The sequence below is a fragment of the Staphylococcus sp. SB1-57 genome, assembly GCF_017086425.1.
Classification (GTDB): Bacteria; Bacillota; Bacilli; order Staphylococcales; family Staphylococcaceae; genus Staphylococcus; species Staphylococcus warneri_A.
Window position 1 is genome coordinate 1,616,168 of sequence record NZ_CP070964.1, and the last position, 19,053, is coordinate 1,635,220.

Consider the following 19,053-nt stretch of genomic DNA (forward strand, 5'->3'; position numbering starts at 1 on the left):
TCTAACCTCCCACTGGTTTAAATTTTGCTTTTCTTGATTTCTGTCTTTCGTATTTATCAATACCTTTAAAAATTTGTTGTTCGTTCGCAAACTGATCAATGACAGGTTCAAAATCTTTGTCTGCAATGTCTTGATTGCTACGTGCAAGTTGCATCAATAGTGAAATTTGTTGTTGTTGTCCCTCTATCATTTTAAGCAACAATTCAGTATCGTTGTTATTAGTTGGTACATTCTTACTACTGAATGCACTAGGACGTTTATTACCTTTTGACTTAGAACCTTGAATGTCTTTAGCAGCAAGTGCTAGTAATTTCATAGCGTCTGTACGTCGATTAGGGTCTGTTGGTATTACCCATTCAGGGTATCCACCTTCTGCAATGTTATACCAACCTGCAGATTTGATTAATCCGCCTGTTGCAAATCTTCGATGACCTGATGGTCCCCAACCAGAACGTCCGTAAGGTAAATCTCGACGCCAATTTGAGTTATTGAAGAATGCTAATAATTGATCATAACCATTTTTGATATTTTTATGACCTCTTACTGCATAACTTCTGAATGTACTAGGCACATACTGAAGTAACCCTTGTGCAGGCGTACCACGCAAGTTGTTTATATCTCCGATGTTACCTTGTGTAACCCCTGCATTACCATTTGACTCACGTTGAATTTGAGCGATGATACCATTCAATTCTCTTCCTGAAAGGTTTACTTTCATGCGTTTAGCGGCACGTCGAATATCACCTCTCCATTTGGAAGCAGCCTTATTTTGACCTCCACCGCCTCCACCATTATGTTTTTTCAACCAACTTGTAGGGTCAAATGCTACACCGTTTCGTTGCATTTCATAGTGTAAATGAAGTCCAGTGGAACTACCTGCACCTGCTCCATCTTCGCCAGGATTACCACCAGAAATACCCAAATAGGTACCTGGTCGCACTTTTTTAGTTCCATTAAACGCTAGTTTATGTAGATGTCCATAAATAGATTTTAAACTACCGTTCGTTATTTCTACGTGGTTTCCAAAACCACCACTCCAACCTCTAAAGGTTTTAGCTGTACCTGACATCGTTGAGTAGACTTTGTCATGTTTATAGTTAATATCTAAACCGTGATGCGGTCGAGGGAATGGATATCCAGCTTTTGCGGCTTCAGCAGCAGTTCTTGCAAATCCAAAGTTGATACCTTTGGATAAGTCAATGTAACCACCGTCGCCCCCACCACTATCTTCTAACCATTCTCCAATTTTTTTAGTAGCGGCTTCTTTAAGTTTTTTAAACATACCAGTCATCATATTATATGGTAGTTCGGCGGCCTTACTTATACCGAAACTATCCTTACTAATACCAAAACCTTGAAGGACTTTATTAAGTAATTTCCCTGGATGTTCTATGTAGTCCAACACATCACCAACAGATTTTTTAAGCCAGTCTTTACCTTTACCTGCAGTTTCTAGTGTTTTATCTACAATAGCTTTTCCACTTTTAACAACCTTACCTGTGATAGCACTGGCTTGTTTACCAACGTTACCTGCAGTTTTTTTAGCATTCCCTATAACATCACCAACTACATTTTCTCCGTGCTTGTGCTTTTTAGGCTTCTTGCCTCCACCAAGCAAGTTGAAACCTGTGCCATTTGCAAAACGTGGTAATGTTCCAGTTGAGAATTGAGGATTATTTTTTAATATAGAGTGTGTCTGTTTACCATTTAATACTGAACTACCTTTAGGTAAATAAGCTGTAGTATCTCGATTAGGTGTGATTGCAGTTTTTCCATTAGGATAACGAATCATTTCATGACGGAAACCACCTGGACCATTTCCACGTCCTTTGTCTCCAACAGTAGCAAGAGTATCTCTGTTTATTTTCCCGTTAGTTACAACATTTTGTGTATGGGTTGAAGTCGTACCAGTGTGTAACTTGATATAAGGTAATTTATCCATACTCAATTTACCGGCTACCCAGTTAACACCTTTGATTAATTTGTTTAATCCGCTTTTAACTCCACTGACCATACCACCGATATGACCTTTGATTCTACCAATCAATGTTTTTAATCCACTAGCCATATTTCTAAATGTATTTCTAACACTGCTCCATAAACTTTTTGCAAGACCAGTAACAGAGTTTTTTATACCTTTCCATTTAGAAATCGTATCACTTTTTACTCTACTGAATGTGCTACTTGTACCACTTTTTAAGCGGTTCCATGTATTTTTTACGCCACTCCAAAGATTTTTAGCGTAATTCACCACAGAATTTTTGATATTTTTCCAAGTCTTAGTAAGCCAACCACGTAGTTTACCAAAGATTGATTTAGTGATATTCCAAGTTGATGTAAAGTTACGTTTGACACCGTTATATAAACTTTTAGCAAAACTAATCACTTTGTTTTTAATATAATTCCAAACTTTAACTGAAAAGTTTTTAATATTATTAAATACACGTTTTACAAAGTTCCATGTACCTGTAAACGCACGTTTCACACCATTATAAAGGCCTTTAGCTAAAGCAATAACCTTATTCTTAATATAAGTCCATACTTTGACTGTAAAGTTTCGAATACCAGTAAATATCTTTTTAACTATACCTGATAAACTTATGAAAGCTCTTTTTACTCCTGCACCTAAAGCTTTTGCCAATGCAACGACTTTATTCTTAATGTAATTCCACGCTGCTATAATCCAACTTCTTAAAGTGCCAATGATTTTACGAACACCATTTGAAAGTGCTCGAATTGCTCCAATCACACTGTTTTTTATAGTATTCCATATTCGAATTGAGACACTTTTAATGACATTCCAAGCGCTTGTAACAAATGCCTTTAAACCGCCAATTATGGCTTTTGCTCCTGCAATGAAAGCTCGAATAATAGCTAATACACTGTTCTTAATAGAGTTCCATATTGCTATTGAAACAGTTTTAATTGTATTCCATACCGCAGTAATTACGGCTTTCCACATGGCAAAGGACGCTTTCATCATAGTGAACCAAACTCTAATAATCGCCATTACACCATTTTTAATGGCATTCCAAATCACAATTGATACATACTTAATACCATTCCACACTGCAGTGATGACTGTCTTCCACATACCGAAATAAATTTTAACGGCAGTAAGCCAACCTTGAATTATTAACATAACCGCAGTCTTGATGCCTGTCCATGCAAGCACTGCACCTATTTTAATCGCATTCCATACTGCAGTGATAACTAGTTTTAATGATTGAATTGGATGTAGTACGGCCATTTTAATAGCATTCCATGCTAATGTGGCTGATGTTTTCATTAATCCCCATATAATCATTGATGCCGTTTTAATTCCGTTCCAAATACCGATGATGTAAGGTTTAAGGAATCCAAACACAGATATCGCAGTATTTTTTATGGCATTCCAAGCAGAGATAACAAAATTACGGAAAGTTTCATTATTTTTCCATAGATATATAATACCTGCAACTAAAGCACTAATAGCAGTAATAACTATACCAATTGGGCCAGTCATAAACCTAATGGCTAAACCTAATCCGCGTGTTGCTATAGCTGCCATTTTTGTAGCAATAGAATATTTACCTGTCATTATGGTTGCTAATGAAGTGTTCCTAGCATTTAATATTTGTGCTAATGCAAGAGCTCGTGTAACACCTGTCCAAATAGCCATCGAAGTTTTAGTTACATTTACTATAGCATTATATGCACCTGTTACTAATGAGGCACCACCAACTACTGTTTTATATACTCCCCACATTGGTAGAATTGCAGCTAATGCACCACCGACGGCTGTTAAGACACCTGTCATTAGTCCCATTGTATTGTTAGCCGTAGCACCTTTAGCGATAAACCCTGTCAATGCAGTAGTTATTCTTAACATTACTGCGCCAACTGGTGCCATTCCCTTAATTAACCCTACAATAATGGATCCAATATTCTTAAGTAATTGCCATACAATAGGTCCGTTCGTCTCTAAGTATTTCAAGAAGTTTTTAAAGCCTTCTGTGTTCTTTAAGTTCGCCGCCCAATCTTTAAACGATTGTGTCACACCTTGCATGCCTACTAGTACGTTATGTGAATGACCACTAAATGCACTAAACAGACTGATAATACCACTAAACACATTACCAAATATTTGACCAACAATTGGCAAGTTCGTTTTAGTGTATTGAATGAATTGAGCTATACCTTTATCTGTACTTGTGCTATTTGCCCAAGCATTAAATTTATTAGCTAGACTTTCAATACCTTTACCTGTCCATGTAAATAATGGTCCAAACTGTGTAAACATGTGGGTAATACCGTCTCCCACTTTCATTGCTGCATTTAATAAGTTTTGGAATATCGGCGGACCTATATTATTAATGAGTTTGAATGCATTGTTTGCATTATTAGATGAGTTAACCCAATCACGCATTCTAGCAGATGCTTGCGCTATTTGACTTGTGGTTTTTGAAATGAAAGGTGTAAGTCTTGTCAACGCAATCTTAGCGATATTAATACCATTAGCCATTATATTAAAGATATTTGCTTGATTAGCTTGCACTAAACCTTTCCATTGATTTTGCAAACTACTTAAAACTGATTGATAATTTCTTACTTCTGCAGTTGCTCTCAATTCACCATTTTCAAGCATTTTCAACGCAGTTGTAGCTTGGCCACTAAATGCAGTTACTGCACCTAGCGCTACACCATAAGCACCACCAAGTCCAATTGCACCACCTGCAGCAGCAGTTGCAGCGCCACCAATACCAGATAAAGCACTTACGGCACTTCCAGCAACTGGTATGATGGTAGATATGTTAGATACTAAACCCCCGAACGATATACCTCTAACAACAAAACCAACGTTTCTAAAGCTATTACCTATCTTATTTATTTTAGCGTTGACTTCTTCCCAACGTTGAGCCATAGCTGTTAATGCAGGTCCCATGCCAAAGAACTTCGTTTGTTCTCTTTGGAATTCTTTCAGTTCAGATGTTGTTTCATCTATTCTATTTTGTAGAACATTGTAAGCCATTGCTTGTTGATAAACTTCTTTTTCAGCTCTGTCTAATTTCGCGGGTAGTTGACCAACTTCACGATTTAAACTGGCGTAAGATTGTTCTGCTGCGTTTGCTTCTTTCTTAGCCGTATCCATTGCAGTTTTTGCACTTGCCATCGCTTGTTGATTCGCTTTACTAAAATTTTGTAATTCATTCTTGGCGTTAGCCGTTGCTATTTTAGACTCATTTAAATCACGTTTAGCACTATCTACTGATTTTGAAAGGCTCGCATATTGTGTTTTAGCTTTAGTTAACTGATTACCTAATGCCGTTAGCTCTTGTTTACTTGCTTTACCAGATTTACTTAATTCATTGAATTCAGATTGCAAACTGTCGACAGAGCTTTTAGCATTAGCCAATTGAGCTTTTAATGCTCTAAGAGTGTTACTGTGCTGTTTTTCAGTGTTTTGAGCTTTATTTACTGTGTTAGTATATTCTTTCAATTCATTATTTAATTTGTCATAAGAATTGGTTAGTGATTCATAATTCTTTTTAGCTTTTTGAGCGTTACGTGCCGATTCTTCAAGCTTATCTGACATGGTTTCTTGTGCACGTCTTAACTGATCTAACTTCTTCTGTGCTTGTTCACTCGCTCTACCTTGTTGAGTAAGTGTTTTGTTAAGTCCTTCAATTTCAGTTTCGTATTTTTCTACTGATTTTTCAGCTTTATCGAAACTTGAAAGATTCTTTTTCATTTCTGCATCAGTAGTTTGTAACTTACGCTTTAAATTGGCCATACCGCGATCAATATCTGATGTATCTAGGCCTAAATCAATCGTAAAACCTTTAATTTCATCTGCCATTCAACTCACTCTCCTTTCTTTAGAAATAAAAAAAGAGAGCCTAGCTTGAAGCTCTAGGGTCTTTACCTGTTATAGCTCCAATTAGGCTCTCGTTCTTACCAACTTTCTTCGTTTTAGATTTCTTCTTATTATTCATAATGCGAAGTAACTGATAAATATCTGTGTTGTCAATCTCAGGCATTTTCCAACCATTTTCCATCAACTCTTTATAAAGCGTATCAAGATATTCTGATTGTTTTTCATAAGTGAAATCTTCGGGCTTTAAACGAGAGTCATCTATTTCGTTGTCTTTCCCTCGTCACCTAAGATACCGCCTAATTGTTCCATTGCAACCGTGATAACTTCACGTGCATCAATACCATCTTCAAACTCTTCTGCGGTGAATTGACCATCATATAAGTCATTTGCAATAAAGCTATATAATTTATCTAGTAAGTTATCGTCAAATTCGCCACCGTCTTGTTCTAGTTTTTGGAATTCTTTACCTAAATTGAAACCTTTACGTGCAACACTACCTTTAATAAAAGCAGGTGCATGATATTTTTTTACTTCTCCATTTTCATCGTATAATTCAATAAATTTCTTAACTGCCATAATTTATATTCTCCTTTTCATCGGGTTTTCTGTTAGACCGAATAATTAGTTTTTATTTTTGTATACAAAAATAGACGACCGAAGTCGTCTATAAATCAATTATGCTGTTGGTTCAGTCGCGCCTGCATCTGAAGTTGGTTCAGTTGCAGTAGTGTCATCAGAAGATGTTGATGTACTTAAAGGTTCAGCTGTTGTTTGAACTGTATCAAACGTTTTACCGAAGATTGAATTGAAAATCGTGTCACGACCTTCAGTTTTGCCTTGGTCATCGTAAGCCATAACCACTGCTAACTCTTCATCGAATCCATCAACTTTACGTTCCATGAATTGACCTTCGATTTCATCTGAACCGAATTCAACACCATCTTCTTTAGTTTGTCCTTCTTTGTTTGGTCGTGTGAATACACCTTTTGATAATCCAAACCACTCTTGAGACCCATCTTCCATTGTACGTGGGATAGCTACGGCTGTATAAGTAATACCAGTTGATTTACCAAAGCCATAAACTGTTTTATTTGTTTCATGTTCAATTAATCCTAATAAGTCTTTTTGAACATCAATTGGCAGTTTATGGAAAGTTAAAGATAATTGTGTTTCACCTGCTGATTTTGCAATCTCAGCAACCTTGTTAGAACCATAAGCTTTTTCTAATTCTTCACCAAATTCAATAGAAAGTTCTTGAACATAATCTACTTCTTTAATACCTGATGTTTTAACTGTCCCATCACTTTCTTCTTGTAATACTGCATAGTACATTTTTCCTAAACCTGTAGCGGCATTATATCTACCCATTTAAATATCCTCCTTAAATTTTTGCATTAAAATAGCCCTTCGTTTCTCACGAAAGGCTAATCAATTAAATATTTTTATCTATATGTCTTAAACCATCTATCGTATAAGGATTTCCACGGTAGCGTCGTGCATCCATATACAGTTTTAAATCTGTGTCATATTCATCAGTTCCATCCACTTGTTTAAATCCTATTGACCATAAGGTTTGACGGATCTCTTCTTGTAGAAGTTTAACCACATCATAATTAGGACCACGAACATCAATTTGGTATAGATATTCGGTTGTTAAATTAATATCACTTGCGTAGGTTTCAGGTTGTGGGGAGACAAGAGGGTCAATCAATATATAATGATTTGACCTATCTGCCGTCTCATCATATGTGTAAGCTCGAATTCGACCTGTACAATGTTGAGCAATTGTTGCGTTGTTCAATAGATATTTTTTTAAAGTTTTCAACATATCAAACATTTACAAGTCTCCTTCCAATGATTGCTTTATAATTTCTCTGAATGGTCGTTCAGTCATAAACATTGTTCTGGCAATTGCACCTTTACCTCTTGGGTTTGGGTTTTTAATTGTTCCCCATTCGTTTAAATGTATAATCGCATACCGATTCATTGAACCGTGCCAGTGAACTTTAACCATTCTTGTTTTCCCGTGAACATAATAAGGGTCAGTAACTGAAACTTCATGAATACTTTCACCTGTATCACGGAACACTTCAAAATTCGCTTTCAACACACTTACAAAGTATTTAGCGCCTTTGTTCAATGCTTTATCTTGAGCTTTAAGCATTTGGTCTTCTCCGTACTTTTCGCCAATTTGCCTAAGCATTTGGTGAACACCTTTAACGTCTACGCTCATTCTGAAATCTTCCCAATAATCTTAATGTTCCTATGGTTATCTGTATCATCAAAGACTTGTTGAATATTGTATTTTTTATTCCTATATTGAGGTAGTTGAATTTCTAAATACATGTCATCAGTAATTTCTATATTAATAGGGTGATACGTAACCATAGTTAAACTAGCTTGATTGTTCGTCATATCCAAATCTTTCTGTGATGGTTGATAAACATTAGCAAAACACTTAAAAACGACCTCTTCCACGGTTTCACCAGGAAAGAAGTCGTCTGTCGGTGTTGCTTTATAAAATGCAACTGGCGTTCTCATGTCGCCACCAGTCACAAATTCATTACGTTGTAGTGCCATCATCTGACACCTCCATGTTCATGATTTGGAATTGAACAATACTAGATAAAAAATTATTATGGAATTCCTCTAGTTTATCGTTGAATACATATCTTGTACGTTCATAAACTAATTCACGACCTAATGAGGATTGTTCCATATCGAAGTCCCCACATTTTGCTTTGATATCTTCATAAGACATCCCTAAATCATTTTTAATACGATCATCTTCGATATCATAAAAAATTCTATTACGATTTTTGAATTCTTCCACATGCGTATCAGTAATCATTTAAATCACTTCGATTCTCTAACTCGTTCTAAGAAAGGTCCTTTAAAACCATTTGCAGACAAAGTTTTTTCAACTTCATCTGCACGTTTTACTGTCATTTCTACCTTGTCTCCTGCTTTAAGAGACTTTTCTAATTGCTTATCGTTGTAGTTTTTTAACACTTTATAATTGGCCATTATATACACCTCCTATGCTGTCGGCTCAGTTGCTGCAGTGTCAGTTGATGTAGGAGCACCGAATGAACTGAAATCAACATCGTATACGAATGAAGTTTTGTTATCATCCGGTTCTGCATATAAGAACTGCTTAGCCGTATATAAATCCATATCTTCTAATGCTAGTGTTTGGTCGAACTCACGAACAATGACTTCACTACCAGCATAGAAGTTATAACGTGTTTTATCGAATGCTACTGCTTTACCTTGAGGTACAAATTCAGATTGCTCGAACGTCACGTTAAATGGAACCGGACTTACAAATTGGCCATTGTGTAATTGCATGAATGCAATACCAGTGTAGATATAGTCTGCAGGGTTTAACGCAATAACAACGTTATTTAATACGCTAGCACCTTTAGAACGTTTAACATTACCGTCTTTATCATAGTATTCTTTAATTGATAAGTTTTTGATAATGTTACCAATTTCTTTAATTGATGTTTCTGCATCAGCTAATGTTAATGTGCCTGCAGAAGTTTTTTCTGATACCGCACCGTTTGTACGATTAATTTCATTCATTAATCCTACTGGTTGGTTTTTAGCAGCCCCTAAACCTTGAATAGCAGTTTTTTCAATTGCTACTGCGAAAGCTTCTTTGATTTGTGCACGTACATAACGGTCAACCCATTGCACACCTGCATCTTTTAAATCTTTCGGTACTACAACAAATGCAGTTGCTTTACCTAACGTAACGTCTTGTTCAAAGAATGAAGTCTCTAATTGACCTTTGATTTCTGAGAACACTGGACCCCAAACAACTTGACCTTCTGGTACTGAACGAATCACACGTGCTCTTAAGCCTGTACGTTGAATAGTGATGTGTTTTAATAATGGGTGTTCAGTTTCGATATCTTCAAAGATACGATCAACAACTGTTTCAGGTAATAATTCTCCATCTTTCCAGTTAGTATCAGTGTTTACATGGTCTTCTGAAACTAATGCGTTGTAGAATTTCTTTTCTTCGTTAGTTAAACGGTTAACATTACGCGCATTTAATACTGCGTTGTCACCTTGTTCTTGTTTCATGTCTTTACGAATAGCGTTTGCTAATTCTTCAGAATAAGCGTTCATATATTCTGTATATTTTTCTTTCACTTCTTCGTCTGTCGCTTTTGTACTCATATTTGAAAATTCTTTTAATAATTGTTGAGAGTTTTGAAACTCTTCTCGATTTTCTAAATCGATTGCCATAATTAAATTCTCCTTTATTATTTAATATTCATATTGAATAAACGTGCAAATGAGTTTTCTGCAGGTTTACTTTCCGTTTGTTTTTCAGTTTCTTCTGAACCTTTGTTATTACCTTTTTTAACTTCTGCTAAAATCTCTTCAAGTTTATCCATCACATCTTCAGCTGTGATGTCACTTGATTCTTTTGGTTGCCCAGGTTGTTGTGAATCTTCGTTACGGTATCTAGCCATGAATGTCTCACCTCCCAAGATTGTTGATGTGGTTGCAGCTGCAACTCTTGAGTTTTCAGTAATATTGTCAATAAGTCCTAATTTTTTAGCTTCTTTAGCCGTTAGCCATGTTTCTTCGTCCATATAGTCTTGAAGAAGCGCATGGTCGATGTCAGGGTTCTTATCGACATAACTGTTAAACACAACACTATTAATACGTTCTAAATCTTCGGCTCGCTTTTTAAAACTTCTAGCATCACCTTCATTAACAGTCCATGCGTTATGAACCATAAGCATTGCATTTCCTGGCATATTAATCGTGTCGCCTGCCATTGCAATCACAGAGGCAATACTTGCAGCAAGTCCATCAACATTAACAGTGATATGTGCATCAAAGCGTCTAAGCATGTTATAAATCGTTACACCTGAAAACACATCTCCGCCGTTGCTATTTATGTTTACAACGACTTCATCAACATCTCCCATAGCTTTTAATTGATCACGCACCGTTTGAGGGCTTATTGTCATACCTTTAATTGTTGCGCTATCAATCAATCCATAGATGTCAATTTCATTATTCGCCATTTATATCACCTCCTTCATTACCTGAAGATTCCTCATCCACAGTTTGATAATTTTTAGTGATAATAAATTTCTGCATTTCTTCACTTCCGATAGGTTCAAAGCCTGTAAGCACTCTAATTTCATCTCTATTGAAAGAACCACTTGCAATGAGTTTGTCTACTGCTTCACTCACTTCAAGTGGTCCTTTTTGATCTATACTTATCGCTTTGATTCGTTTTCCTTCTTTATATCCACGCTCACTAAACAATTTAGCGTTCAATTCATCAGTAATTTTTTCAATAATAGGTTTAATACAGAACTTCATATAGTTATCAGTCATAGCTTCTATGTCTGCCGTATCCCCATTAATCAATCCAACTGGAATTCCAAGGTTTCTAGCTACATAATTTAATAACTGATTAGGTACTTTAGCCATATCATCAATTTGTGATGATGTTTTCGTACCATTACCGTTTGAATGTTCTTCATATTTATAACCTTTTTGAACTGGAACAATAGCTATGTCATTACTTTCAAAGGCTTTATATGCATTATTAATAAATCTCTGCATATCATCGTTACTTGCGTTGGTTAATGGTGTATTAGCCTCCATACCTAAGGTAGCTCTTATCTGGTTGCTCATTAAATTAGATTTAATCATGCGACCAAAGATATCACCATAATCATTAAACAAGCCATATAACATATTTGTAATTGCTTCGTTGTTATATTCGAGATATATCACTTCGCCCATTCGGAATGAACGTTCAAACTCGAACTCTCCTACAATGATGTGGTCAAATATGTCGTCATAGAGTGCGTATTCCTCTCTTACAAAGTCATCCGCAATAACTAAATCTTTTGAATCAGTCACAACAATTAATACTTCATTGTCATAAATCAACTTTCGTATTACCTTTTGCCAAAATGTTGCAGCACTTTCATCAGTATTTGGCCTAACATTCAATTTATAGTGCGTTGTCGAAGATGTATCTTTACTTTCACTATCAATAATTTCAAATTTAGTTTGACTAATTGTTCTAGCTATATGATTTATACACGTATCTAATGCCCACTTTTTTATGTAAGCTTTGTGTGATGTCTCATGTAACAATTCAAAATCGTAACTAAACTCGATTGCTTCGTTCCTTCCCATAATTCTGTCGAATATACTCAAAATCTCACCTCCTAAAAGCTAATATCTGCCATGATAAACGGTTGATCATACTCTAATATCTCATCTGCACGATAAAGCGCGTGTAACATGGCATGGAAACCATCAGTTTTACGTCTAACTTCATCTTTTTTGATGTATTTCTTACTACCATCTGGCTGCATTTTGACTGCCACATTGTTGGTGAACCATCTCATCAATGGATTGTCCCCAAAGGTAATTTGTTTCTTAGCAAACATGGTGTCAATTCTAGGTGCAAGCAAACCATGTATAGCAGTTGGGTTCTTGATCACTTCTAATGGTATACCTGCCTCTTCAAATGGTCGTCTAACAATATCGGTTCTGAAATTATCTGATATTACTTTCGTTAAATTGTATTTACTTTGTTGTTGTAAAAACCAATTAACAATGTATGAAATATCAATGACGTCATCATCAACGATTGTTAATAAACCATCATCTGCCCATTGCTCAATTGGAGGCTCAAGATGAGTTGTTTCTAAAAATTCACGTCTGATAAACGAATGTGTTAACCAATAATACTCATCGTTATCTCTAAATAATAAGCCTACACTGGCAAAATCTCGAACTAACGCGTAGTCAAGACCTCCAATGCAGGCTTTATTTTCGAGATTAGGTAACGGCTTATTCGTTGCTTTGATTTCTTCCCACGGGGCAACAACTTTTTCTTCATCAACTTCTGGTAAGTTCATTCGTTTTGTCATAAATTCCGGTTTGTTTGAACGATTGATATGTAATACATTAAATTCTTCTTTAATTTTACGCTTTAAGTTTTTTGCATAGCCGGTTAATGGTGGATGCAACATAGGATTAGCTTTCTCCCACATTGTTTCATCATCAACTTCTTTAGGGTCGTCGAGTTTACAATAAAACGGGAATATTCTATCTTCTGAATTATTACCTGCTAAAACTTCTAAAATTCTATCTTTCATACCATCCATAAAACCTTCACGGACAAAACCATCAGTTGAAATATAGAATGTTCTATCATGAGGTACTTTACCTAATCCACCACGCTTTACGTTAACCATATCAGCCGTTTCATATATAGCTATCTCATCAAAGATGACACAACCTTCACGTCCACCATCTTTAGTTTTCGTATTTGAAGTATTGTATTTGATTATCGATTGCGTAGACCTATTTTTAATTTCAGTTTTACTGACTTCATAAGGTGCTTTAGGTCTTTCTGCTACTTTATTTCGTTTATGTTCAAGTAAAGTATCATATATTTCATTAAATGATGTTTTCGCTTGGTCCTCACTGTTTGCAACAATGGAAATGTCATATTTCTTAATACCGTGTATTGGTGTAGTGAAGAAATCACCTATTGCACTTATAAAACCATTCTTACCTGCACCTCTGCCCATAAATAAAGCGAATTCTGTGAAGTATGGGGTATCTAACTCTTCATCCATCAAGAACAAAAAAGCAATGATGAATTTTTGAAAGGGTTGTACTGGAAAGTACCATTTATCAATGAATCTGATACACTTATCTATCTTTTCATCATCAAAGTAGATATTATCTTTCACTAAAACATGATTTTCTAAATAGTTAATCAGATCAATACGTTCTTGATTTAAAATAATTTTACCGTCACGCCATTGTTGAATGTATTCATCTACATATTTGTTACGAATCATACATAATCATCTACTGGTTCGTCGGTTTCAATCGGTTTGGCGTCTTTCGGTAATAAATCGGTTAATTGTTTCATCACACGTTGATAAGATTGGTCACGTGTATTGTACAAACGAGCAATTGGTCGTTCACGCTCATAGGCAGGTACATTTTGAGATTGTTGGAACATGTCGTATTCGCCATTCTCTTGAATATCTTCCCACATATAGTTCAACATCACTCGCATACGTGCTGCTTGAATGATAAGTCCTTGAACTACATTCTGTTTTTCTTGTGGGATATCTTTGAAGATGGCATGGAGCCTTTTTTCTTCTTTATCGACTAACTTTTCACGCTCTTTGCGTTGTTTTGCAGTTAATTGCATTGACTTCACTCCTTTCTACATTATTGGGCGGGGGTTAGGGTTACATATGAAATAATTATGAAAACTTGCGAAATCGAGCCCTCACGCCGTTCTCCCTATCGGGAAATAATCGGGAAATGATTTTACCGGGGGCGTATGATTTTACCAACGTTCATCTTTCCATTTAATTTCTTTTGGTTTGAATTGATTTCCACCATATTGAAATCGAGTGTGTCTTTTATTATGACAAGCTTTACAAAGTGTTCTAAGATTATCTGGTTCAAGTTTTAAATCTGGTCTATCTTGTAACTCTTGAATGTGATCTATTTCTAATCCAGTTGTTGTGACCTTACCTTCTTCACGACACCAAGTGCATTCATAATTATCACGCTTTAGAACCTGTTGTCTAACATTTTCCCAAGATTTACTATTGTAGAATCGTTTACGTTCTTTGTATTCATTGTAATCTTCCATAGTTAAACCTCTTATATAACAAAGAAAGACACACCACTATGTGATGTGCCTCATGTATTCGTATCGTATGACTCTAGTATAATGTTATTGATATCACTAATGCACATACTCTTCGATGTCTTCTATCTCTTCGATGTCTTCTTATTATCGTAGTGACCTTGTTGTGCATCCATGTATACATTGACTATCTCATTAATACAACCATAGAACGTAGAGTCACTATGAATCTCCATTAAGTCTTTGATAGTCTTGTGTTGCATACGAAGTTTAAGCATTTGTAGTATATGGTAGTTCTTTTCATCTGTAATATATTCCTCGTACTTATCTATGAACTGTATCTTATTGAGTAGCTTAACATTACGTCGATACTCTTTGTTCCTATCTAACACTTTAACTAATACTTTATCACCTGTTCCACCTTTAGCTTTAGGCATTACTGCTTCTATACCATATTGTGCAGTAGATGTACTGTCTGCATCATATACCTGTGCTTCAATAATATTACGCATCCACTTATAATTGTCTATCATGTTTCTTACTTCGTCACGTGTATACATCTACTACCTCCATTACTTACGTTTCTCATCTATATATCTAACAATGTAATCTTTCATGTAAGCATTAGCATATTTATATTCTTCTAATTCTCTCCGTTGTTCGTGTTGTACACCTAGAGAGGTGAGACAAACAACACCTAATAGTATTGATATGATTATCCACATTAGTCAGATACCTCCGCGTTTAAATGGATATGATCATCTTGCGTAAAATCCTGTGGCGCTTCTATATCATCGTTAGATGTATATTTAATTAATAGTTGTTCCGTCACGTACCTACCTAACTCATACATTGCTAACGTGAATATTAGTTTTGAAATGTGTTTAATCATTGTATGCCTCCTCATATAATATTTGTTTAATTCTCTCTACAATGTCTAAATTATTCGATGTCTTCTGATTTGATGAAGCTCCCGTCTTTTGACATGACTCCTGTTCTGTCTTTAATCTCTCCATAAGCTTGTTCTAAACACTCCTGTAACGTCATATTATTTTGTTGGGCCAATATCACTAAAGTAACAACAACGTCTCCTATACCGTCTCTGAGAGCGTCTGTGTTGTCTCTACATAATGCCGCTGCGATTTCCCCCATTTCCTCGCTCGATTTAGCAAATTGCGTAAAGCTATTGCCATTATGCAACCCTTTATCGATACTCCATTGTTCTACTGCTTTTACTAATTGGTCTACTGTTAATTGATTAGTCATTTTCGTTGTCCTCCTGTATTGAAATAGTGTAATCATCGATATTGCCAGGCAATTCCATCGTCGCAATATCTTGAGCTTCAAATTCAGCTTCTTTTACATTTTCAGCTAACACAGTATCTTCAATCACACCCGTATAGTAAATTTGAACATAATATCTTTTCATCACTCTTCACGCTCCAAATCAATTATTTTATATTTAACAGCTTTAAATGCAGTCAGTAAGTTTCCGAAGCGTTCAAACTCATTAGAATTTGATGCAAACTCTTGTCTTGTAGTTAACGTTTCTATTTTGTCTAATGTATATTCTTTTATCTCATCAAACGCCTGTGCTTTTCTTTCCAACTCTACATTACGCTCACGCAACTTCTTAAGGTCATCAAGTATTGCGTCATAAGTGTCTTGTGATAGTGTTACTGTCATATCATACACTCCCTATTACTTTGTTTATGTTCTTCTAATACTTTCATTACGACTTTATTGCCACCTACTTTAACTACAAATCCCTGCACACCTTTTTCACGTAATTCACGATTAATCTGTGTAGGCGTCTTACCTTTAATGTTGTATCTATATTTCTGGTTGATTGTTGAAGATAGATCGTATGTGCTAGTTGTCATTGCTTGTGTCCCACTTATCAAATACACGTTGTAAGTACCATCTCGCTTTGTCGATATCTTCCTTACCATTCTTATGATTCGCTCTAGCGATATATTTAATTGCCGACCCAATAGCGAATGCTAATTCTGGTGGGTACTGTGCTGTAACTTGTTCTATGAAATCTATAATTTCAATGTCGCCATATGTGTAATGTGGCGGTTTATTGATCATATCCACTTTCTGATTATTGATTATTGTCATTGTTATCTACACCTCTAGTGAAAGATTTATATAAAAATGTATATCCACAGTCATAACAAATCCTTTTAATATAAATTATTGATGAATTAGCATATACATGCTGTTTATCCGTCTCATAACTGTGACAATTAGGACATTGAAAATGCGTTTTAAAAAGCTTGTTATCATTATGCTGTATAAAAGGTAATTTTCTACATATATAATTCACTGAATAACCTTCCATTTATATATCAACTCCGTTATATTTTTATTAGTAAGGAGGACTACTATGACAATTTTTATTAGTTTACTTTCTTTATTTATTTCTATAGCAATGATGTTTTTAACGGCTTTTAATTATTTAAGGACATGGGAAAGACAGAAGTTCAACATTGACTATGAGTTTTTAAATATTTATTACGTTCCAAATGCCGGATATTATATACAAATCCTCATAACCAATAATTCTTCTGAACCAATAGCAATTTCAGGATTTTCTATTAACGGAATATATTGCGATAATAAAGAATTGTTTATTACTGGTGGAACTAAGTTGAATCAACCAATAAAAACAACTCAATTACCTATATACATAGAATCATTCGGTGCTAATGAGTTTTATTTATATTTTTTAAGAGACAGTCCTTATATCTTTGAAAATGACTTAGAAATAGAAATAAGAACATCAAGAGCTATTATCACTAATCATGTCAATCCCAATAATGGTTTGTTAAAACACATTTCAGAGATACTCCCTAATTAAAAGGGTGTATCTATTTTCTGATTACTAATAATTGTCATCACACCTTTACTATGTCGTATTTATCGTCTATCACTACTAATTCACTACCTACTCGTACTTTTAGGTATGGTTTGCCTTTAAAATTGTAATGGAGTTCTTCCACAACTGCAGGGAATGAGTTGGTCGCGTTTGGATATTTGAACCAAATGTCATCACCTGTATTTAACTCATGTAATTCCATTCGCTTATCCCCTTTGCACTCTGCCGTATGAGTCGGTTTTTAATTTAGCTATTGCGTTATTGTCCATTAGACCTTGCAAATACTTACTACGTGTGTGTTTCTGCTTAACATTAAACAAATGTGGTTTCTTTCTACGTAATTCTTGTTCTTCTCTTGTAGCTATTCTTTGCTCGCGTTCCCTATCTTCAATTTCTAACTTCATAGCACCTTTATCAGCATTTATAGGTCTAGCTATGAAATATGTTGGTTTATAACCGTTCTCAATAATACGTCGTCTAATGTCATAATCACTTAAACCATTATTGATGGCTGTTTCATAAATCTCTATAGGTACATCAACCTTTGTCGAATTGATTGATAACGGGACGTATATATCGCCGAATTCATCTCTATATCTTCCAACCGTTCTAACCATTTACTCCACCTCTATTAATTCAATCAGTTCTAAATCTTCATGCATCAATTCTTTTTCTGGGTTCTTTGCAATTAAATCTAAAATGCGTTCGCGTTCTTCTTCAGTAGTGATTCTGTTATTAATCCAAACAGGGTACTTCACACGTATTTTTAGTTTCGCCTCAACTTCGATGGTTTCTTCTCTGTGTTCCAATTAATCACCTTCTACAATTCGTATTGCATCATCCACACTTCGTGCTACTCCGTATAAAACATTCTGTGATTCAATGAATTCTTTAAACTTAATTTGTTCAGGTCTTAATTTACCTTTTTCAGTTTTCACTTCAATTGCGATAAACTTACCGTCTGATTTACGATAGCCAAATGTATCGGGAAACCCTTTAGGTAATAATTTAATAATACGATTGTCTTTGGTTACGACTTTGCCTGCATTTGCACGCCATAACCTGTGGCCACGTTTGTTGATGGCTAATATAATTTCATTTTGTATTTGTTGTTCAGTCATAAACTTTTACACCTAGAAAGTGACTATCATCATAGCCGGAAAAGTCTATTTCACCATCACTCGTCATATCCATTAGTTCTACATATCGGTGACCCTCATTATTTTCAACCAATGCTAAACATACGACTGGGCATTCGAATATATTTCCATCACCGCTATCGTATTGCGCTGCCATATTTTTATTAGTATTCAATATTTGTATTATTTTATTATTCATTCCATTACCTCCTAAAAATTTGTGGAAGGTTTGTGGAACTTTGTGGAATTTTATTTTTTTGAAGTTCCACACTAGAAAACCTTGTGTGCCAATGAATTAGATAATTTTGTGGAACGTGTGGAGGGTATTTCTTATAAACTGGTTTATCTTTATATACATCAATTTATTTTTACGTATATTAACTTTCTTTATTTTAAGTTCCACAAGTTCCACAAATAGATAAAAACGTTGTTATATCAATACTTCGAATGGTGGAACTTGGTACATTTAATGTTCCACACAAGTTCC

Annotated in this window: 28 protein-coding genes and 1 pseudogene; 1 reads left to right on the forward strand and 28 read right to left on the reverse strand. The window is 35.2% G+C overall.

Annotation, left to right across the window (positions count from 1 at the left end):
* Position 1: 1 nt before the first annotated feature.
* The 23 genes and pseudogenes from JX000_RS07940 to JX000_RS08050 form a co-directional block, all read right to left on the reverse strand.
* Positions 2-5,839 carry a peptidoglycan DD-metalloendopeptidase family protein gene (locus JX000_RS07940; protein ID WP_206140596.1) on the reverse strand — a complete coding sequence of 1,946 codons (5,838 nt, stop codon included), beginning with the start codon at positions 5,837-5,839 and terminating at the stop codon, positions 2-4.
* 40 nt (positions 5,840-5,879) lie between these two features.
* The gene (locus JX000_RS07945) at positions 5,880-6,119 is read right to left on the reverse strand and encodes a UPF0158 family protein (RefSeq protein WP_201454198.1); all 240 of its coding nucleotides are present in this window, start codon (positions 6,117-6,119) and stop codon (positions 5,880-5,882) included.
* Positions 6,116-6,433 carry a phage tail assembly chaperone G gene (gene gpG / locus JX000_RS07950; RefSeq protein ID WP_029056527.1) on the reverse strand — a complete coding sequence of 106 codons (318 nt, stop codon included), beginning with the start codon at positions 6,431-6,433 and terminating at the stop codon, positions 6,116-6,118. Before gpG ends, JX000_RS07945 begins: the two co-directional genes overlap by 4 nt.
* A 99-nt stretch (positions 6,434-6,532) precedes the next feature.
* A complete protein-coding gene (locus JX000_RS07955; protein ID WP_002452340.1) occupies positions 6,533-7,225 on the reverse strand; it encodes a major tail protein in 693 nt (230 codons plus the stop codon).
* Positions 7,226-7,289: 64 nt separating this feature from the next.
* Positions 7,290-7,694, reverse strand: a complete 405-nt coding sequence (locus JX000_RS07960) for a hypothetical protein (RefSeq protein WP_002452339.1) — start codon at positions 7,692-7,694, stop codon at positions 7,290-7,292.
* On the reverse strand, positions 7,695-8,090 hold the full coding sequence (locus tag JX000_RS07965; protein WP_206140597.1) for a hypothetical protein: 396 nt from the start codon (positions 8,088-8,090) through the stop codon (positions 7,695-7,697).
* Positions 8,087-8,437 carry a phage head-tail adapter protein gene (locus JX000_RS07970; protein WP_206140598.1) on the reverse strand — a complete coding sequence of 117 codons (351 nt, stop codon included), beginning with the start codon at positions 8,435-8,437 and terminating at the stop codon, positions 8,087-8,089. Before JX000_RS07970 ends, JX000_RS07965 begins: the two co-directional genes overlap by 4 nt.
* A complete protein-coding gene (locus JX000_RS07975; RefSeq protein ID WP_002452336.1) occupies positions 8,421-8,708 on the reverse strand; it encodes a hypothetical protein in 288 nt (95 codons plus the stop codon). Before JX000_RS07975 ends, JX000_RS07970 begins: the two co-directional genes overlap by 17 nt.
* 5 nt (positions 8,709-8,713) lie before the next feature.
* Positions 8,714-8,884, reverse strand: a complete 171-nt coding sequence (locus JX000_RS07980) for a hypothetical protein (RefSeq protein ID WP_002452335.1) — start codon at positions 8,882-8,884, stop codon at positions 8,714-8,716.
* Between the two features lie 12 nt (positions 8,885-8,896).
* On the reverse strand, positions 8,897-10,117 hold the full coding sequence (locus tag JX000_RS07985; protein WP_206140599.1) for a phage major capsid protein: 1,221 nt from the start codon (positions 10,115-10,117) through the stop codon (positions 8,897-8,899).
* A 17-nt stretch (positions 10,118-10,134) separates the two neighbouring features.
* A complete protein-coding gene (locus JX000_RS07990; RefSeq protein ID WP_206140600.1) occupies positions 10,135-10,911 on the reverse strand; it encodes a head maturation protease, ClpP-related in 777 nt (258 codons plus the stop codon).
* On the reverse strand, positions 10,901-12,067 hold the full coding sequence (locus JX000_RS07995; RefSeq protein WP_206140601.1) for a phage portal protein: 1,167 nt from the start codon (positions 12,065-12,067) through the stop codon (positions 10,901-10,903). The genes JX000_RS07990 and JX000_RS07995 overlap by 11 nt, the downstream gene beginning before the upstream one ends.
* An 11-nt stretch (positions 12,068-12,078) precedes the next feature.
* Positions 12,079-13,731 (reverse strand): terminase TerL endonuclease subunit, encoded by a 1,653-nt coding sequence (locus JX000_RS08000; RefSeq protein ID WP_206140602.1) that lies wholly within the window; start codon positions 13,729-13,731, stop codon positions 12,079-12,081.
* Positions 13,728-14,093 (reverse strand): hypothetical protein, encoded by a 366-nt coding sequence (locus JX000_RS08005; protein WP_049416300.1) that lies wholly within the window; start codon positions 14,091-14,093, stop codon positions 13,728-13,730. The genes JX000_RS08000 and JX000_RS08005 overlap by 4 nt, the downstream gene beginning before the upstream one ends.
* A gap of 141 nt (positions 14,094-14,234) precedes the next feature.
* Entirely contained in the window at positions 14,235-14,546 is a 312-nt protein-coding gene (locus tag JX000_RS08010; protein WP_206140603.1) for an HNH endonuclease, read from the reverse strand.
* A 122-nt stretch (positions 14,547-14,668) separates the two neighbouring features.
* Positions 14,669-15,103, reverse strand: a complete 435-nt coding sequence (locus JX000_RS08015; protein ID WP_124227893.1) for a hypothetical protein — start codon at positions 15,101-15,103, stop codon at positions 14,669-14,671.
* Positions 15,104-15,115: 12 nt separating this feature from the next.
* Positions 15,116-15,268 (reverse strand): DUF1514 family protein, encoded by a 153-nt coding sequence (locus JX000_RS08020; RefSeq protein ID WP_206140604.1) that lies wholly within the window; start codon positions 15,266-15,268, stop codon positions 15,116-15,118.
* Positions 15,268-15,435: a transcriptional activator RinB gene (gene rinB / locus JX000_RS08025; RefSeq protein ID WP_206140605.1), complete on the reverse strand. Its 168-nt coding sequence runs from the start codon at positions 15,433-15,435 to the stop codon at positions 15,268-15,270. The genes JX000_RS08020 and rinB overlap by 1 nt, the downstream gene beginning before the upstream one ends.
* A gap of 50 nt (positions 15,436-15,485) precedes the next feature.
* Positions 15,486-15,809 carry a MazG-like family protein gene (locus JX000_RS08030; protein ID WP_206140606.1) on the reverse strand — a complete coding sequence of 108 codons (324 nt, stop codon included), beginning with the start codon at positions 15,807-15,809 and terminating at the stop codon, positions 15,486-15,488.
* A complete protein-coding gene (locus JX000_RS08035; RefSeq protein ID WP_206140607.1) occupies positions 15,802-15,972 on the reverse strand; it encodes a hypothetical protein in 171 nt (56 codons plus the stop codon). Before JX000_RS08035 ends, JX000_RS08030 begins: the two co-directional genes overlap by 8 nt.
* Positions 15,972-16,229: a hypothetical protein gene (locus tag JX000_RS08040; protein WP_206140608.1), complete on the reverse strand. Its 258-nt coding sequence runs from the start codon at positions 16,227-16,229 to the stop codon at positions 15,972-15,974. The genes JX000_RS08035 and JX000_RS08040 overlap by 1 nt, the downstream gene beginning before the upstream one ends.
* Positions 16,226-16,426, reverse strand: coding sequence for a hypothetical protein (locus JX000_RS08045; protein WP_206140609.1), 201 nt, complete (start codon positions 16,424-16,426; stop codon positions 16,226-16,228). The genes JX000_RS08040 and JX000_RS08045 overlap by 4 nt, the downstream gene beginning before the upstream one ends.
* A pseudogene (locus tag JX000_RS08050) lies at positions 16,416-16,640 on the reverse strand (DUF3310 domain-containing protein); the annotation flags it as partial. The gene JX000_RS08045 and the pseudogene JX000_RS08050, both read right to left, overlap by 11 nt.
* A gap of 295 nt (positions 16,641-16,935) precedes the next feature.
* Between JX000_RS08050 and JX000_RS08055 the strand changes: the two are divergent.
* A complete protein-coding gene (locus JX000_RS08055) occupies positions 16,936-17,409 on the forward strand; it encodes a hypothetical protein (RefSeq protein WP_206140611.1) in 474 nt (157 codons plus the stop codon).
* A 37-nt stretch (positions 17,410-17,446) separates the two neighbouring features.
* Here JX000_RS08055 and JX000_RS08060 read toward each other — a convergent pair whose 3' ends face one another.
* Genes JX000_RS08060 through JX000_RS08080 form a run of 5 tightly spaced genes read right to left on the reverse strand, consistent with a single transcriptional unit; the run spans position 17,447 to position 18,765 of the window.
* A complete protein-coding gene (locus tag JX000_RS08060) occupies positions 17,447-17,629 on the reverse strand; it encodes a hypothetical protein (protein WP_107529262.1) in 183 nt (60 codons plus the stop codon).
* A 4-nt stretch (positions 17,630-17,633) separates the two neighbouring features.
* A complete protein-coding gene (locus tag JX000_RS12150; protein ID WP_241004978.1) occupies positions 17,634-18,044 on the reverse strand; it encodes an SA1788 family PVL leukocidin-associated protein in 411 nt (136 codons plus the stop codon).
* The gene (locus tag JX000_RS08070; RefSeq protein ID WP_206140612.1) at positions 18,045-18,236 is read right to left on the reverse strand and encodes a hypothetical protein; all 192 of its coding nucleotides are present in this window, start codon (positions 18,234-18,236) and stop codon (positions 18,045-18,047) included. It abuts the gene before it with no gap.
* Positions 18,237-18,548, reverse strand: a complete 312-nt coding sequence (locus JX000_RS08075; protein WP_206140613.1) for a VRR-NUC domain-containing protein — start codon at positions 18,546-18,548, stop codon at positions 18,237-18,239.
* Positions 18,541-18,765: a hypothetical protein gene (locus JX000_RS08080; RefSeq protein ID WP_053031982.1), complete on the reverse strand. Its 225-nt coding sequence runs from the start codon at positions 18,763-18,765 to the stop codon at positions 18,541-18,543. Before JX000_RS08080 ends, JX000_RS08075 begins: the two co-directional genes overlap by 8 nt.
* Positions 18,766-19,053: the final 288 nt, after the last annotated feature.

Coding starts and splice junctions, on each gene's coding strand:
- JX000_RS07940 (WP_206140596.1), bottom strand. CDS start 5,839: ATGGCAGATGAAATTAAAGGTTTTACGATTGATTTAGGCCTAGATACA.
- gpG (WP_029056527.1), bottom strand. CDS start 6,433: ATGGCAGTTAAGAAATTTATTGAATTATACGATGAAAATGGAGAAGTA.
- JX000_RS07955 (WP_002452340.1), bottom strand. CDS start 7,225: ATGGGTAGATATAATGCCGCTACAGGTTTAGGAAAAATGTACTATGCA.
- JX000_RS07960 (WP_002452339.1), bottom strand. CDS start 7,694: ATGTTTGATATGTTGAAAACTTTAAAAAAATATCTATTGAACAACGCA.
- JX000_RS07965 (WP_206140597.1), bottom strand. CDS start 8,090: ATGAGCGTAGACGTTAAAGGTGTTCACCAAATGCTTAGGCAAATTGGC.
- JX000_RS07970 (WP_206140598.1), bottom strand. CDS start 8,437: ATGGCACTACAACGTAATGAATTTGTGACTGGTGGCGACATGAGAACG.
- JX000_RS07975 (WP_002452336.1), bottom strand. CDS start 8,708: ATGATTACTGATACGCATGTGGAAGAATTCAAAAATCGTAATAGAATT.
- JX000_RS07980 (WP_002452335.1), bottom strand. CDS start 8,884: ATGGCCAATTATAAAGTGTTAAAAAACTACAACGATAAGCAATTAGAA.
- JX000_RS07985 (WP_206140599.1), bottom strand. CDS start 10,117: ATGGCAATCGATTTAGAAAATCGAGAAGAGTTTCAAAACTCTCAACAA.
- JX000_RS07990 (WP_206140600.1), bottom strand. CDS start 10,911: ATGGCGAATAATGAAATTGACATCTATGGATTGATTGATAGCGCAACA.
- JX000_RS08000 (WP_206140602.1), bottom strand. CDS start 13,731: ATGATTCGTAACAAATATGTAGATGAATACATTCAACAATGGCGTGAC.
- JX000_RS08005 (WP_049416300.1), bottom strand. CDS start 14,093: ATGCAATTAACTGCAAAACAACGCAAAGAGCGTGAAAAGTTAGTCGAT.
- JX000_RS08010 (WP_206140603.1), bottom strand. CDS start 14,546: ATGGAAGATTACAATGAATACAAAGAACGTAAACGATTCTACAATAGT.
- JX000_RS08015 (WP_124227893.1), bottom strand. CDS start 15,103: ATGTATACACGTGACGAAGTAAGAAACATGATAGACAATTATAAGTGG.
- JX000_RS08020 (WP_206140604.1), bottom strand. CDS start 15,268: ATGTGGATAATCATATCAATACTATTAGGTGTTGTTTGTCTCACCTCT.
- rinB (WP_206140605.1), bottom strand. CDS start 15,435: ATGATTAAACACATTTCAAAACTAATATTCACGTTAGCAATGTATGAG.
- JX000_RS08030 (WP_206140606.1), bottom strand. CDS start 15,809: ATGACTAATCAATTAACAGTAGACCAATTAGTAAAAGCAGTAGAACAA.
- JX000_RS08035 (WP_206140607.1), bottom strand. CDS start 15,972: ATGAAAAGATATTATGTTCAAATTTACTATACGGGTGTGATTGAAGAT.
- JX000_RS08040 (WP_206140608.1), bottom strand. CDS start 16,229: ATGACAGTAACACTATCACAAGACACTTATGACGCAATACTTGATGAC.
- JX000_RS08045 (WP_206140609.1), bottom strand. CDS start 16,426: ATGACAACTAGCACATACGATCTATCTTCAACAATCAACCAGAAATAT.
- JX000_RS08055 (WP_206140611.1), top strand. CDS start 16,936: ATGACAATTTTTATTAGTTTACTTTCTTTATTTATTTCTATAGCAATG.
- JX000_RS08060 (WP_107529262.1), bottom strand. CDS start 17,629: ATGGAATTACATGAGTTAAATACAGGTGATGACATTTGGTTCAAATAT.
- JX000_RS12150 (WP_241004978.1), bottom strand. CDS start 18,044: ATGGTTAGAACGGTTGGAAGATATAGAGATGAATTCGGCGATATATAC.
- JX000_RS08075 (WP_206140613.1), bottom strand. CDS start 18,548: ATGACTGAACAACAAATACAAAATGAAATTATATTAGCCATCAACAAA.
- JX000_RS08080 (WP_053031982.1), bottom strand. CDS start 18,765: ATGAATAATAAAATAATACAAATATTGAATACTAATAAAAATATGGCA.